The organism is Halomonas sp. MCCC 1A13316 (assembly GCF_014931605.1).
In the GTDB taxonomy this organism is placed as follows: Bacteria; Pseudomonadota; Gammaproteobacteria; order Pseudomonadales; family Halomonadaceae; genus Halomonas.
Window position 1 is genome coordinate 3606494 of record NZ_CP053382.1, and the last position, 13992, is coordinate 3620485.

Sequence of the window (13992 nt, forward strand, 5' to 3'; positions counted from 1 at the left end):
GTATGTAGACAGCGATATGTAGATCGCTGGAAAAACAACGACACGCGAAGTGGCCGAACGCCACTCACTTGACGCAGCCGCGGCGAAGCGAACGATATGACCAAGCCAAAGACCCTGTTCGACAAGGTGTGGGACGCCCACGAGATCCTTCGCAGCGAGAGCGGCCAGAGCCTGGTGTGGATCGATCGGCACTTCGTGCACGAGGGGTCCTTCCATGCCTTCAACAAGCTGCGTGAGCGCGAACTCTCGGTGGCTCGAGCCGACCTGACCTTCGGAATCGCCGATCACTACGTGCCCACCCTGACCCGCCACCTCGAAGACATCGGCGACGCCAAGGTCCGCGGCATGATAGAGCAGCTCGCCGCAAACACCCGCGAGCACGGCATCACACTGTTCGGCCTCGACGACCCGCGCCAGGGCATCGTGCATGTGCTTGGCCCGGAGCAGGGGCTGACCCAGCCCGGGCTGACGATGGTGTGCGGCGACAGCCATACCTCCACACACGGCGCCTTCGGCTGCATTGCCTTCGGCATCGGTGCATCGGAAGTGGCTCATGTGCTCGCCACCCAGACCCTGTGGCAGACCCGGCCGAAGAAGATGCGCCTTACCGTCGAAGGCGAGTTGGCTCCCGGCATTTCAGCCAAGGATATCGCGCTGACCTGGATCGCCCGCCTGGGGGCGGATGGCGCCCGCGGATACGCCATCGAATACACCGGCAGCGCCATTCGCGGCCTGTCGATGGAAGCGCGACTGACGCTGTGCAACCTCTCCATCGAGGGCGGCGCCCGCTGCGGCATGATCGCCCCCGACGAAATCACTTTTGACTACCTGCGTGAGCGCCCCTTTGCTCCCCGGGGCGAGCAATGGGACCAGGCGCTAGCCTACTGGCAGACATTGCAGAGCGACCCCGACGCCCGATTCGATAGGGAAGAGACATTGGCGGCCGCCGAGATAGCCCCCACCGTGACTTGGGGCGTCTCGCCGGAGGAGGCACTGCCCATCGACCAGTGCGTTCCCGACCCGTCGCGTATCGAGGACGCCGCGCGTGCCCGACAGGCACGCGACAGCCTGGACTACATGGGCCTGGCGCCCGGCCAGCCGCTCACCGATATCGCCATCGACCGCATCTTCATCGGCTCCTGCACTAACGCCCGCCTGGAGGACCTGCGCGCCGCCGCCGAGATTCTGCGCGGCCGCCGCAGCAAGGTGCCGGGCATCGTCTCACCCGGATCCACCCAGGTGAAGCGCCAGGCGGAGGCCGAAGGGCTGGACTTCGTGTTTCGCCAGGCGGGGCTGGAGTGGCGAGAATCCGGCTGCTCCATGTGCGTGGGCATGAACGGCGACCTGGTACCGCCGGGAGAGCGCTGCGCCTCCACCACCAACCGTAACTTCAAGGGCCGCCAGGGGCCGGGCGCCAGGACCCACCTGATGTCGCCGGCCATGGTCGCCGCGGCGGCCGTGGCCGGGCACCTGGCCGACGTCCGCGAGCTGTCAGGAGCCTCATGATGGAACCGATCAAGACACTCGATGCCCTGGCCTGCCCGCTGCCGCGGGCCAACGTGGATACCGACCAGCTGATCCCGGCACGCTTCATGAAGGAGCCGCGCAGCGTCGGCTACGGTCAGTTCCTGCTCCATGACCTGCGCCATGACGAGAGCGGCCGGCCAATCGAGGGGTTTATCCTCAACCATCCTGAGGCGGCACAGGCGAAGACGCTGGTGGCACGCCGCAACTTCGGCGCCGGCTCATCACGAGAAGCCGCGGTCTATGCTCTGGTGGACTATGGCTTTCGCTGCGTGATCGCCCCGAGCTTCGGCGACATCTTCGCCTCGAATTCAGTCAACAACGGCCTGCTGCCGGCCACGGTCAGCGAGGAGGATGCCGAAACCCTGCTCGCGGCCCTGGGCGAGGCGCCCGGCTCGCTGCACATCGACCTGGAGGCGCAGCGCATCAGCGTCGGCGACCTGAGCGTTGCGTTCAGCATCGCCTCGACCTGGCGCACCAAGCTGCTCAACGGTTGGGACGATATCGACATGACCCGACAGCACGCGCGGGCGATCCAGCGCTTCGCTGACGAGTACTCACGGCAACACCCCTGGCTCAACGTGACAGTACCCGCCGGGAAGATCATTTCCCGGGGCTGACGCTTAACCGCCCCATGGGGCAAAAATAAGCAGCGCTACGAACTCGATGTCCACAAGGAGAACAATCATGAACAAGCCTCTCATCGCCTCTCTCGGCCTGGCCACGCTGATGGCCTCCGGCCACGCCCTGGCGGTCGACCGCATTACCGCCGTTCACGCCTTCCCGCCGTCGCTGATCTATACCCAGAGCTTTCTCGAGTTCGTCGACAAGGTGAACGAGCGCGGCGAGGGCGTGGTGCAGATCGACGTGCGCGGCGGCCCCGAGGTGATCGGGCTCTCCGAGCAGCCCGACGCCGTGCGCAACGGCGTGGTCGACATGGCCTACACCGCCGCCAGCTTCTATGCAGGCACCGTGCCCGAGCGCGACGCCCTGGTGGCCTCCAACACCAACGCCATCCACGCCCGCGAGAACGGCGGCATCGATCTGCTCAACCAGATCCACCAGGACAAGATGGGCGTCTACTACCTGGGTTGGTTCGACAGCGGGGTCAGCTACAACCTGTATACCATCGACGAACCGAGCCTGGACGAAGAGGGCAACCTCAGCGTTTCCGGGCTGACCCTGCGCAGCAACCCGGTGTATGACGCCTTCTTCCAGGACTACCTCGGCGCCCAGCCGATCAGCCTGCCCACCACCGATGTCTACTCGGCGCTCGAGCGCAATGTCGTCAATGCCACCGGCTGGACCCAGATCGGCCTGAAGGACCTGAACTGGGACCGCTTCCTCAACTACCGCATCGATCCGGCCTTCTTCTCCACCGACATGGGCGTGATCGTCAATCAGGAAAGCTGGAACGGCCTCAGTGAGGAAGCCCAGCAGATCCTCCAGGAAGTCGCCATTGAGCACGAGCATGCCAGCGCCGAGCGCTTCGAGGTGCTGGCGGAAGAGCAGCAGGCCGAACTGGAGTCCGACGGCATGCAGGTCTTCCGCCTGGAGGGCGAAGCCGGCAAACGCTACTCCGAAGCCGCCCGCGAAGCCACCTGGGAGCGCATGCGCAGCCAGATGGAGCGTCATCCGACGGGCCTGGAGCACTACGAAGAGTTGATCGAAAAGTTCAACGACCTGTAAGCGTCGCGGGGCCGGCCGCCATGCAGCCGGCCCCATAGTTTCACTCGCTCCGACACTCCTTCGCCTTCGGGTATTCCTATGCATTACGCGAGTCGTGCTTATCGGCTATTGCTCAACGGCATGGCCCTGCTGGCCGCCATCATGCTGGTGTGGTTGATGGTTGCCATCGTGCTCTCCGTGGTCATCCGCAACCTGGGCCTGCAGCCCTCGGCGTGGTTCTTTCTCTCCACCGAGTACGCCATGTTCTACCTGACTCTGCTGGGGGCCCCCTGGCTGGTCAGGCACAAGGGGCACGTTCACATCGAACTGCTCACGTCGATCCTGCCGCCGCCAGCCCTTCAGGTGTTGAGCCGCCTGGTCGCCCTGCTGTGCGTGGCGGTGTGCGCGGTGCTGGCCTGGAAGGGCTATGACCTGGTGTCGATGAACCTGGCACGCAGCGACTACGACGTGCGCGCCTTCTTCGTGCCGAAGTGGATCCTCACCATCGCCTTCCCGGTGTGCTTCACCATGATGGCCATCGAATTCGCCCGCTTCGTGGTCGGGCGGGACATCCTTCACAGCGGCGAAGCGGGGATCAAGGAATAATGGAATGGTATCTGGCCCTGGCCTTTCTGCTGGCCCTCATTCTCGGCTTCATGACCATCGGCACGCCCATCGCCCTGGCTTTCCTGGCGGCCAACGTCATCGGTGCCTGGCACTTCATGGGCGGTCAGAACGGCCTCATTCAGCTGTTGAACAACGGTTTCGGCGCGCTGTCCAGCTTCAACCTGGTGCCCATACCGTTGTTCCTGCTGATGGGTGAGCTGTTCTTCCGCACCGGCCTGGGCATGCGCATGTTCAATGCCATCGATCAATTGATGGGCAAGGTTCCCGGGCGGCTCTCCTACGTGACCGTCGTCGGCGGCACCGGCTTTTCCACCCTGAGCGGCTCGTCGATGGGTTCCACCGCGCTGATGGGTTCGCTGCTGGTGCCGGAGATGGAGCGACGCGGCTACAAGAAGCACATGGCCATCGGGCCTATCTTGGGCACCGGGGGGCTTGCCATCATCATCCCGCCTTCGGCGCTGGCGGTGCTGCTGGCCACGCTAGCCAAGGTCGACATCGGCGCCCTGCTGATCGCCGGCATCCTGCCGGGCCTGGTGCTGGCCGGCCTCTACATGGCCACGATCTGGACCCAGACCCGCATCGACCCCGAGGCGGCGCCCAACTACGAACTCGAGCCGGTGCCGTTCGCCCAGAAGCTGAAGCTGATCACCACCGACATTTTGCCGATGATCAGCGTGATGGTCTTCATCGTGGCGCTGATGCTGATAGGCTTCGCCACGCCCTCAGAGGCGGCGGCGTTCGGCGCCCTGGGCGCCATCGTGCTGGCGGCGATCTACCGCTGTATGACCTGGGAGGCGTTCAAGCTCTCGGTCATCGGCGCGCTGAAGGTCACGCTGATGGCCTACCTGATCGTCTTCGGCTCCGCCACCTTCAGCCAGCTGCTGGCCTTCTCGGGCGCTTCCAGCGGGCTGATCCAGTGGGCTACCAGCTTCGACCTGGCGCCGATCCTGATGCTGCTCGCCATGTTCGCCGTGCTGCTGGTGCTCGGCACCTTCATGGAGCAAATCTCGATCATGATGCTGACGGTGCCGTTCTTCTTTCCACTGGCTCAGGTGCTGGGTTTCGATCCCATCTGGTTCGGCATCATCATGCTTCTGGCGCTGGAGATCAGTTTCTCCACCCCACCGCTGGGGCTGCTGCTGTTCGTGATGAAGGGCGTGGCGCCCAAGGGCACTACCATGCGTGAAATCTACTCGGCTGCCATTCCTTACATCCTCTGCTCGATGCTGCTGGTTGCCATCCTGATCATGTTCCCCGGTATCGCCACCTGGCTTCCCGGCATGATCAATTGAGACCGATCCATCCAGGGCGGCTCGGCAGCCGCCCTGGTTCGATCATGCCGATATTTCAGTGTAATTGGACGCCGTTTCAACCTATTCGCCACAAATTGGACTTTTTGATGCTGGGTCCGTAGGGTATATGGCCCTTGGTTCAGACAAAAACACTGACAACGAACCTTGGGCAGATCCCGCCTTGGGACATCCTGGTCTTGCCTCCATGCAGACTGGATCACCGCTACTCTCGACTGCACGTCGTCGACGCCATCGATAGAGAAGGAATCCATGTCGCGCCACTACGCCGATGAAGGACGGTGCATGCCGCGCCGCCCGCCGCCTGCCCCCTCTGCGGGGTAATGCCTGACTGACGGCAGCATCTTGCCGTGCCCGATCGCTAGCACTCGAGGTTGCGCCACACTGGCGTCAGCCTACCTGTGTCTGTGCCTATGCACTGCCCGCCTTCTGGCCTAGCTACCCCCTAGCTCCGTCACTGCGCTCGGCATGTCGGCTGCCCGACCTGCCCGGGTGTGTCCGTTCCATCTAACGAGGGATTGCCCTTGAATAGCGAATCGCTCTATCAGTTTTCGACCCTGACCGTCATATTGCTGCTGCTCGCCTTCTACGGCGGCACCTACCTGATGACGCTCGGCATCCGCAAGAAGAACGAAGACGCCGATGCCTTCATGGTTTCCAATCACCGCGTTGGCTTCGGTATGGGTGCTGCGAGCATGACGGCCACCTGGATCTGGGCCGCTTCCTTCTACGCCGCGGCCACTTCCGGCTATACCTACGGCGTCTCGGGCCCCATCCACTACGGGCTATGGGGCGCGCTGATGATCCTGTTTATCTACCCCTTCGGCCGGCGCTTTCGCAAGCTAGCTCCCAATGCTCATACCTTGGGCGAGCTGATCCACGCCCGGCATGGCGCCTCCAGCCAGCTGATCCTTGCCCTTTCCAACGTACTGGGCAGCGTAATCAGCTTGATGGTCAACTTCACCGCCGCCGGGGCGCTGGTCGCGGTGCTCTCGCCGCTCACCTTCCAGGCCGGTGTGATCATCGCCGGCACCGGCGTGCTGTTCTACACCCTCTGGTCCGGGTTCCGCGCCTCGGTGCTGACCGACTTCGCCCAGTTGGTGGCCCTGATGGCCATCGCCGTAGTGATCATACCCGCGGTGTTCTTCGCCATGGGCGGCCCCACCCAACTCGTGGCGGGCCTGGATAACCTCACCGCCGAGCAGGCCAACTTCTTTTCGATGGATGCCATCCTCAACCAGGGCGCGCCTTTCTTCGTCGCCGTGCTGGCCTACGCCATCGGCAACCAGACCATTTCCCAGCGCCTGTTCGCGGTGAACGAGTCGCACATCAAGCCGACCTTTCTCACCGCCACCATCGGCTACGGTGCCATCGTCATCGGGCTGGGCATGATCGGGCTGATGGCGCTGACTCTCGGAGTCGAGCCTATGGGCGGCGACATGAACAACCTGATTCCGCAGATGGTCTCCAGCTATCTGCCGCCTGTGTTCATTGCGCTGTTCTTCATCCTAGTGATCGGCTCGCTCTCCTCCACTGCTGACTCCGACCTCTCGGCGCTGTCGGCGATCATGATGGCTGACGTCTACGGCAAGAACATCGCTCGTGGCAAGGCCGACCCCAAGCGCATGTTGCTGATCGGTCGACTGACCATGATCGTCGCCACCGTGGTGGGCATCATCTTCGCCAGCTTCTCGCTGGATATTCTGGTGATGCTGGTGTTCGTCGGCGCGCTATGGGGAGCCATCGTCTTTCCGGTCATCGCCAGCTGCTTCTGGAACCGGGTGACCAACCAGGCCTTTACCACCTCGGTACTGGTGGCCATGGTGCTGTTCTGCCTGGCGCGCTTCGAGCTGTTGCCTCTGGATGGTATAAGCGGCCTGTTCTTTGAGCTGCTGGCGTGCATCGGTGGCGGCGTGATCATCGGACTGATGGTGTTCGGCTTCCTAGGCCGTATCGCCGGGTTCATCGCCGCCGCACTGGCGCTGATGGCAATGCTATTCTTTGCCACCGACTTCCTGCGAGACTACACCGTGCTGCTGGCCTCGCTGACTGCCTACGGCGCCAGCACCCTGGTTTGCGTAGTGATGAGCCTGTTGAGCCGCCAGCCGGACTTCGACTTCGCCTCCATTGGCGAACAGGTGGGCAACTACGATGCACCCCGTCCCGAACCCGTCACGCAAGGCGGCCAGACCGCTTCGGCCAATGTGGCCATCCAACGCTGATTTCCTTCTACCTACGTTAAAAGCGGTGCCGATGCTCGCCACCGCTCACGGGAGAATTCGCCATGACAATGCTCTATGGTTTCTACGTTCTGATCTGGCCTGCCCTCACTCTGGGGGTTCTGGTGCTGATCTGCCGCGCGGTGTTGCACGATTGGCGCGCAGCGCGTAAGGAAAAGCGCGAGCTAGTATGAGCTACCTGAAGGACAGCGACCCTGGTGACTGGGTCCGTCTCGTTTCCGCTGTGCGCTTTTCGGGAGAACTACTCCCCGCCGCTGCTTGGTGTGTACTCACAGAGCGATGACCGTGCGTGTAAGCAAGCTGAGCCATCTGATGGCACAAAATAACTCATGTCACCGCACCGCGCTGCTGGAAGCGCGGCTCCAGGTACTCTGTTGCGGCTAGCACCTCTCGCAGGTGCCGAGCCGCCTGCCAGACATCCTCGTGGCTGAGGTAGAGTGGCGCGAAGCCGAACCGCATCAGCCCCGGTTCGCGGTAATCGCCGACCACCCCACGCTCGATCAGCGCCTGGACGATGGCATAGCCATGCTTCGGGGCGTTGGAAGAGCCATGCTTCGGGGCGTTGGAAGAGCCATGCTTCGGGGCGTTGGAAGAACCATGGTCCGGTTTCACCAACCCGACCTGGCTGCCCCGCTCCGCCTCGGACGGTGTAATGTCCGTTATGCCGTGCTCATCCAGGCAGTCGCCCAGCGACTCGCGGAAGAGCTCGATCAGCCGCTGGCTCTTGCGGCGAAGCGCAGCGAGGTCGACCTCTTCCCACAGCGTCAGCGACGCCTCCAGCGCCGCATAGGCGAGAGGCGAATGGGTACCGGTGCGAAACCGCGAGATGCCCGGCGCCGGCGTATAATCGGCCTCGAAGGCGAACGGCGACGCATGCCCCAGCCAGCCCGATAGCGGCTGCCAGGCGCGGTCCTGGCAGTCGCGCCGCACATAGAGAAAGGCCGGCGCCCCCGGGCCGCCGTTGAGGTACTTGTAAGTACAGCCCACGGCGTAGCGCACGCCACAGGTGGCGAGATCCACCGGCAGGGCACCGGCCGAGTGGGCCAGGTCCCAGATGATTTCGGCGCCGCCGGCATGTACCTGCCGCGTGATTGCCGCCATGTCACGCAACCTGCCAGTGCGGTAGTGCACGTGGCTGAGCACCACCACCGCTACGCGGTCGTCGAGATACGCATCCAGCGCTTCCCCTTCCGGCACGACTCGATGCTCGAAACCGCCAAAGCGGCAGAAGCCCTGGGCGATGTAGCCATCGGTGGGAAAGTTGCCGCCTTCGCTGAGGATCACCGGGCGTGCCCGGCCCTGCCCTCCGGTGATTCCCTGCCCTTCGGTGATATAGCCCAGCAGCTTGAACAGGTTGTGGGTAATGGTATCGGTGACCAGCACCTCGCCCAGCTCGGCCCCGAGCAGACCAGCCAGCCGATTACCGAGTCGCTCGGGCGCTTCGAACCAGCCCTGGTTCCAGCCCTGGATGAGCTTATCGCGCCACTGCGCCATCAAGGCCTCCACAGCGTTGGTGGCGGCTGCAGGCTGGGCTCCCAGGGAATTGCCGTCTAGATAGATCGTTCCGGCAGGCAGGGCAAAGCGTGACTTGAAAGAGGCCAGTGGATCCTGGCGATCCAGCTCGCGGACGTCATCGAGGGTCAGGGGCATGGTCGGCTCCGGCAAGGAGGGAAAGGATCGGGCAAGCGGTCAATCCAGCTCGCGCAGCTATTAACCCAGCTCACGCAACAGGGCACGCACCGGCGCGGCGTCGGCCCCGGCCAGCTTCAGCGGCGGGGCGATCAGCTCATAATGGCCCGGTGGCACGGCGTCCAGCACCAGCCCTTCGAGAATGGCCATGCCGTGATGGTGCACCCGCCGGTGCGCCAACAGCGCGCTGTCCACTTCGGGGTCGAGCGAGGGAGCATCCACGCCGATCAGCCGGGCACCACGCTCGGCCAGCAGGTCGATGCTCTCCGCGGCGATGGTGGTGAAATCGCTGCACCATTCGTCGTGAGGAAAGCGCGTCCAGGTGCGCAGCAGCACCCGCTCGACCCGCGAAGGCAGCACAGGCAACAGATGCTCGGGCTCGACTCTCGGCCCGGCGTGGGTCATGTCCAGTACCACGCAGGGACCGAGGTAGCAGACCAGGTCCACCGCATCGATGGTCTGTCCCTCGGCGGCGAAGTGGCTCGGCGCGTCGGCATGGCTACCGCTGTGGGTGGAAAGCACCAGCCGCGAAACGTTGACCGGACAGCTCTCGCCGAGCATCCAGGTCGGCTCGGCCGCGAAGGCGGTATCGCCGGGCCAAACCGGCATGCCGGGGCGCAGCGTTTGGGAGATGTCGTAGAGCCGGCTCATGAGGTGCCCTCCTCGAGGGTGGTACGCACCGACCACAGCTCGGGGAAGAACTGCAGGTCCAGCGCCTTGGCCAGGAAGGAGACGCCACCGGTGCCGCCGGTGCCGGGCTTGTGGCCGATGATGCGCTCCACCGTCTTGAGATGGCTGAAGCGCCACTGATGGAAGTGGTATTCGGTATCGACCAGCTTCTCGGCCAGCTCGTAGAGCTCCCAGTGATGCTCGGTATCGCGATAGATCGCCGCCCAGGCCTGCTCCACCTCGGCGCAGGGCTGGTGGGGCTCCGACCAGTCCCGCTCGATCACCGACTCGGGAAGCTCGAACCCGCGCCGTGCCAGCAGCTGCAGGCTGACGTCGTAGAGGCTCGGTGCGTGCAGTACCTCCTTGAGCCGCTGGTAGTGAACCGGGTGGCGGCGGTGCACCTCGACCATGGCCGCGTTCTTGTTGCCGAGCAGAAACTCGAGTTCACGATACTGGAAGGACTGGAACCCTGAACTCTGGCCCAGGCTGTTGCGAAAGCGCGCATAGTCCGCCGGCGTCATACTTGCCAGCACTTCCCAGGCGTTGATCATCTGGGCCTGGATCCTCGCCACCCGCGACAGCATCTTGAACGCCGGGCGCAACCGATCGGCAGCAACGTGGGCGGCGGCGGCGTGGGCCTCGTGCAGACACTGCTTGAGCCACAGCTCCGAGACCTGATGAATGACGATGAACAGCATCTCGTCATGCTCTTGGGTACCCGGCTGCTGCGCCGACAGCAGCGGCCCCAGCTGAAGGTACTCGCCGTAGCTCATCGGCTGGTCCCAGTGCACCGCCTCTTGCGAGAGGTCCACCGTGGCACCGCGTGCCGGCGCTTCATCGTGCCTGGCCATGGCTGCCCTCCTGTCTTGTCATTGTTTCTTCGAATGGTTTCTGCGAGTTGTGCTTATGAACAGTTTACGAGGGGCCTCCATGCATTTAAATTTTATTTAAATACGACATTTCATGAAATAAATTAATATGACGACGCGACTCAGCATTCGCCAGATGCAGATGATGGTGGCCATCGCCGACGCCGGCAGCGTATCCGATGCCGCCGTTCAGCTCGGCCTGACCCAGTCGGCCCTGAGCCACCGGCTCAAGGAGGCGGAACGCCTGCTGGGCGCTGCGCTGTTCGCCCGCGGCCAGCGCCGGCTCAACCCGACGCAGGCGGGCAGGCGGCTACTGCATGCCGCTCGCGGTGTACTGGCCGAGCTGGAGCGCACCGAACGCGACATCCATCGCTTGTCGGTAGGCATCGAAGAGGTGGTGCGTCTGGGCGTGGAAGCGTGCGGCGGCTACCACTGGCTACCCGACGGCCTGGCCGCCTTCGCCGAAGGCCATCCAAGCATCGGCGTGGAGATCGTGCCGGATATCTCGCTGGATCCCTGCCGGGCTCTGCGACAGGGCCACCTCGACCTGGCCCTGGTTGCCGGCAATCATCCGCCCATCGGGTTCGAGGCCATCTCGCTGCGCCGCGACGAGCTACGCCTGGCGGCACCTTGGGATCATGCCCTGGCCCAGCGCGACTGGGTCGACGCCGAGGAAGTGGCTGCCGAACCCTACGTCGCCTACCACACCACGCCCGAAAAAGGTCGCGAGTACGAGCAGCTGTTCAGCCCCGCCGGCGTGCTGCCGGCCCGGGTGATCAGCGCCGGGGTGACCGACGCCGTGCTGGCGCTGGTACGCGGCGGCCTGGGCGTCAGCATTCTGCCGGCATGGACCCTCGCACCGCACTTGGCGCCAGGCGGGCTGGCCTCCGTCGCCCTGACCGCCAACGGGCTCCAGCTGAACTGGTACCTGGTGATGCGCCAGGGCGAAGCCGAGGTGTCGGCCGCCAGGCAGCTGGCCCGCACGCTGCACGATCTGCTCGGCGAGAAATGAGCGGTCAAGTCCCGCAGAAAGTGCGGAAAACCCGCTCGGTGGGCTCGGCAGGGCGCGCGTACTCCTCGAAGCCGGGCTGATCGCCGAAGGGCCGGGTGACGATTTCGAGCAGCGTCTCAAAGGGACCGAAGTCGTTCTCATCCATGGCTGCGGTGAGCGCCTGCTGCACGCGGTGGTTGCGCGGTATGAAGGCGGGGTTGGTCAGGCGCATCTGATGCGTTCGCTCACCTTCGGGCAGCGGCTCCTGGGCGAGCCGCTTGCGCCACTCCTCGAGCCAGCCGCCGATTTCCTCGGGGCGTTCGAAAAGGGCCACCAAAGAAGCCTCCGCCTCGGCGTTCTCGGCGGCATCCGCCAGGCGGCGGAAGGTCAGGGTGAAGTCGGCACGACCACGATGCATGGACGCCAGCAGCGCCTCGACCAGCGCCTTGTCCCCTGGCTGTGCCTGCTGCAGGCCGAGCTTGGCCCGCATGACCTCGAGCCATTCGGCCTCGTGCTGCCCGGGATAGCGATGCAACAGCTCGGTGGCGCGCTCGATCGCGCGGTCGCTATCGTCATCGATCAGCGGCAGCAGGGTCTCGGCCAGCCGCGCCAGGTTCCACTGGGCGATCCACGGCTGATTGGAATAGGCGTAGCGCCCACCCTCGTCGATGGAACTGAACACCATTTGCGGGTCGTATTGCTCCATGAAGGCGCAGGGGCCGAAGTCGATGGTCTCGCCCGAAATCGAGGTATTGTCGGTGTTCATCACCCCGTGAATGAAGCCCACCCCCATCCACTTGGCGATCAGCGCCGCCTGGCGCGCCTGCACCGCTTCCAGCAGCCCCAGGTAGCGCTCGCCGCCCTCACGCTTGGCGAGCTCCGGATAGTGGCGCTCGATGGTGTGGTCGGCCAGTTCGCGCACGCCCTCGAAGTCACCGCGGGCGGCGAAATACTGGAAGGTGCCCACGCGGATGTGGCTGGCGGCCACCCGGGTGAGGATGGCCCCCGGCTCGGGGATGCCGCGCACCACCCGTTCGCCGGTGGTCACCGCAGCAAGCGCGCGGGTAGAGGGAATGCCCATGGCGTGCATCGCTTCGCTGACCAGGTACTCGCGCAGCACCGGCCCTAGCGGTGAACGACCGTCGCCACCGCGGGAGAACGGCGTACGCCCTGCGCCCTTGAGCTGGATGTCACGCAGCCGGCCGTCGCGGTCGGTCACCTCGCCCAGCAGCACCGCGCGGCCATCGCCCAGCCGCGGCACGAAGCCGCCGAACTGGTGCCCGGCATAGGCCTGCGCCAGCGGTTCCGAACCACGCGGCACCACGTTGCCGGAAAACCATCCCGCTACCTCTTCGGTATCGAAGACGGCAAGATCGAAGCCGAGTGTCTCAGCCAACGGCTGGTTGAAGGCGATCAGATGCGGCTCACGCACGGGTACCGGTTCGAAGCGTTCGAAGAAACGTTCCGGCAGGCGAGCGTAGCGAAGGGTAAAAGGGGGAAACATGGCGACTCCACTGACGTTCATGCCCGTCACTGTAGGCGCGCGGAGGGCGAAAATCGAGCGCGGCGGCGCCGTCGCGCCCTAGCCGGTGGCCGTGGCGGGTTTTTCGAACTCACGAATGCTGGCCACGAAGTCGCTGAAGCGTTCGCCCTGGATCAGCACGTGGTCACGCAAGGCATGCTCCGCCGCTTCCGGATCGCCGGCTTCGATGGCCGCCACCACGGCCCGGTGTTCGCGTAGAGAACTGTGCATGCGCTGGCGCACCTGCAGCTGCAAGCGCCGGTACGGCTTGAGTCGTTGCTTGAGCTGGCGTGCCTCGCCCAGCAGAAAGCCATTGTGGCTGGCGCGATAGATGCAGTCGTGGAAGGCCTCGTTCTCGTAGTAGTACTCGTCGGTATCGCCGGCCAGGGCAGCGGCCTCGCAGCGCTCCAGCGCCCCGCGCAGCTCGGCGAGCTCCGCATCGTTGATGCGCCGTGCCGCCAGGCGACCGCACATGCCTTCGAGTTCGGCCATGACCTCGAACATCTCGATCAGCTGGTCGATGCCCACTCGCGCCACGAAGGTGCCCTTTTTCGGCGTGACCGTGACCAGCCCGCTGGCCACGAGCTGCTGGATCGCCTCGCGTACCGGCGTGCGCGAGACGTTGAACTCGCGACCCAGCGCCTCGGGGTCGAGCCGCTCGCCCGGCGCCAGGCGGCCATTGATGATGGCGTTCTCCAGGGAATCGCGCAGGCGCTGTGCACTGGAGCGCTTGGGGCTGGTCATGGTCACCCTCCTTCCTTACACGGCATCTTGAGAACGGCCGTTTTTCGCGTCTTTTTACTGTAACGGATTTGACAAGCGTATACGTAAGCGCTATTGAAGTATACATCAGCTCGTCTGATAAACATCACAAAACCCTTTC

Annotated in this window: 13 protein-coding genes; 8 read left to right on the forward strand and 5 right to left on the reverse strand. The window is 64.4% G+C overall.

Annotation, left to right across the window (positions count from 1 at the left end):
* Positions 1 to 96: 96 nt before the first annotated feature.
* The 7 genes from leuC to HNO52_RS21125 all read left to right on the forward strand — a co-directional run bounded on the left by leuC (position 97) and on the right by HNO52_RS21125 (position 7542).
* The gene (gene leuC / locus HNO52_RS16625; protein WP_197566350.1) at positions 97 to 1506 is read left to right on the forward strand and encodes a 3-isopropylmalate dehydratase large subunit; all 1410 of its coding nucleotides are present in this window, start codon (positions 97 to 99) and stop codon (positions 1504 to 1506) included.
* A complete protein-coding gene (gene leuD / locus HNO52_RS16630) occupies positions 1503 to 2144 on the forward strand; it encodes a 3-isopropylmalate dehydratase small subunit (RefSeq protein WP_232090352.1) in 642 nt (213 codons plus the stop codon). Before leuC ends, leuD begins: the two co-directional genes overlap by 4 nt.
* A 67-nt stretch (positions 2145 to 2211) precedes the next feature.
* Positions 2212 to 3213 (forward strand): TRAP transporter substrate-binding protein DctP, encoded by a 1002-nt coding sequence (dctP, locus tag HNO52_RS16635; RefSeq protein ID WP_197566351.1) that lies wholly within the window; start codon positions 2212 to 2214, stop codon positions 3211 to 3213.
* A gap of 78 nt (positions 3214 to 3291) precedes the next feature.
* Positions 3292 to 3798, forward strand: coding sequence for a TRAP transporter small permease (locus tag HNO52_RS16640; protein ID WP_197566352.1), 507 nt, complete (start codon positions 3292 to 3294; stop codon positions 3796 to 3798).
* A complete protein-coding gene (locus tag HNO52_RS16645) occupies positions 3798 to 5111 on the forward strand; it encodes a TRAP transporter large permease (RefSeq protein WP_197566353.1) in 1314 nt (437 codons plus the stop codon). The genes HNO52_RS16640 and HNO52_RS16645 overlap by 1 nt, the downstream gene beginning before the upstream one ends.
* A 542-nt stretch (positions 5112 to 5653) precedes the next feature.
* Positions 5654 to 7351: a sodium:solute symporter family protein gene (locus tag HNO52_RS16650; RefSeq protein ID WP_197566354.1), complete on the forward strand. Its 1698-nt coding sequence runs from the start codon at positions 5654 to 5656 to the stop codon at positions 7349 to 7351.
* Positions 7352 to 7413: 62 nt separating this feature from the next.
* The gene (locus HNO52_RS21125) at positions 7414 to 7542 is read left to right on the forward strand and encodes a putative transporter small subunit (RefSeq protein WP_232090354.1); all 129 of its coding nucleotides are present in this window, start codon (positions 7414 to 7416) and stop codon (positions 7540 to 7542) included.
* 154 nt (positions 7543 to 7696) lie between these two features.
* Here the strand turns inward: HNO52_RS21125 and kynU are convergent, their stop codons facing one another.
* From kynU to kynA, 3 genes are read right to left on the reverse strand one after another with little or no spacing between them, the layout of a single operon-like run.
* Positions 7697 to 9019, reverse strand: coding sequence for a kynureninase (kynU, locus tag HNO52_RS16655; RefSeq protein WP_197566355.1), 1323 nt, complete (start codon positions 9017 to 9019; stop codon positions 7697 to 7699).
* 60 nt (positions 9020 to 9079) lie between these two features.
* Positions 9080 to 9709, reverse strand: coding sequence for an arylformamidase (gene kynB / locus HNO52_RS16660; RefSeq protein WP_197566356.1), 630 nt, complete (start codon positions 9707 to 9709; stop codon positions 9080 to 9082).
* Complete coding sequence (kynA, locus tag HNO52_RS16665) at positions 9706 to 10578, reverse strand: tryptophan 2,3-dioxygenase (protein ID WP_197566357.1); 873 nt, start codon at positions 10576 to 10578, stop codon at positions 9706 to 9708. Before kynA ends, kynB begins: the two co-directional genes overlap by 4 nt.
* A gap of 127 nt (positions 10579 to 10705) precedes the next feature.
* On the opposite strand from kynA, the gene HNO52_RS16670 reads away from it, so the two are divergent.
* On the forward strand, positions 10706 to 11608 hold the full coding sequence (locus HNO52_RS16670; protein WP_197566358.1) for a LysR family transcriptional regulator: 903 nt from the start codon (positions 10706 to 10708) through the stop codon (positions 11606 to 11608).
* A 4-nt stretch (positions 11609 to 11612) separates the two neighbouring features.
* On the opposite strand, the gene HNO52_RS16675 is transcribed toward HNO52_RS16670, so the two are convergent.
* Together HNO52_RS16675 and HNO52_RS16680 are read right to left on the reverse strand one after the other, a co-directional pair.
* The gene (locus HNO52_RS16675) at positions 11613 to 13091 is read right to left on the reverse strand and encodes a protein adenylyltransferase SelO (RefSeq protein WP_197566359.1); all 1479 of its coding nucleotides are present in this window, start codon (positions 13089 to 13091) and stop codon (positions 11613 to 11615) included.
* 78 nt (positions 13092 to 13169) lie between these two features.
* Positions 13170 to 13853, reverse strand: a complete 684-nt coding sequence (locus tag HNO52_RS16680; protein WP_197566360.1) for a GntR family transcriptional regulator — start codon at positions 13851 to 13853, stop codon at positions 13170 to 13172.
* Positions 13854 to 13992: the final 139 nt, after the last annotated feature.

What these genes read in the sequence shown, in the direction of transcription:
- kynB (WP_197566356.1), bottom strand. Translation starts at nt 9,709, where the DNA reads ATGAGCCGGCTCTACGACATCTCCCAAACGCTGCGCCCCGGCATGCCG.
- leuD (WP_232090352.1), top strand. Translation starts at nt 1,503, where the DNA reads ATGATGGAACCGATCAAGACACTCGATGCCCTGGCCTGCCCGCTGCCG.
- HNO52_RS21125 (WP_232090354.1), top strand. Translation starts at nt 7,414, where the DNA reads ATGACAATGCTCTATGGTTTCTACGTTCTGATCTGGCCTGCCCTCACT.
- HNO52_RS16670 (WP_197566358.1), top strand. Translation starts at nt 10,706, where the DNA reads ATGACGACGCGACTCAGCATTCGCCAGATGCAGATGATGGTGGCCATC.
- kynA (WP_197566357.1), bottom strand. Translation starts at nt 10,578, where the DNA reads ATGGCCAGGCACGATGAAGCGCCGGCACGCGGTGCCACGGTGGACCTC.
- leuC (WP_197566350.1), top strand. Translation starts at nt 97, where the DNA reads ATGACCAAGCCAAAGACCCTGTTCGACAAGGTGTGGGACGCCCACGAG.
- HNO52_RS16640 (WP_197566352.1), top strand. Translation starts at nt 3,292, where the DNA reads ATGCATTACGCGAGTCGTGCTTATCGGCTATTGCTCAACGGCATGGCC.
- HNO52_RS16675 (WP_197566359.1), bottom strand. Translation starts at nt 13,091, where the DNA reads ATGTTTCCCCCTTTTACCCTTCGCTACGCTCGCCTGCCGGAACGTTTC.
- HNO52_RS16645 (WP_197566353.1), top strand. Translation starts at nt 3,798, where the DNA reads ATGGAATGGTATCTGGCCCTGGCCTTTCTGCTGGCCCTCATTCTCGGC.
- dctP (WP_197566351.1), top strand. Translation starts at nt 2,212, where the DNA reads ATGAACAAGCCTCTCATCGCCTCTCTCGGCCTGGCCACGCTGATGGCC.
- HNO52_RS16680 (WP_197566360.1), bottom strand. Translation starts at nt 13,853, where the DNA reads ATGACCAGCCCCAAGCGCTCCAGTGCACAGCGCCTGCGCGATTCCCTG.
- kynU (WP_197566355.1), bottom strand. Translation starts at nt 9,019, where the DNA reads ATGCCCCTGACCCTCGATGACGTCCGCGAGCTGGATCGCCAGGATCCA.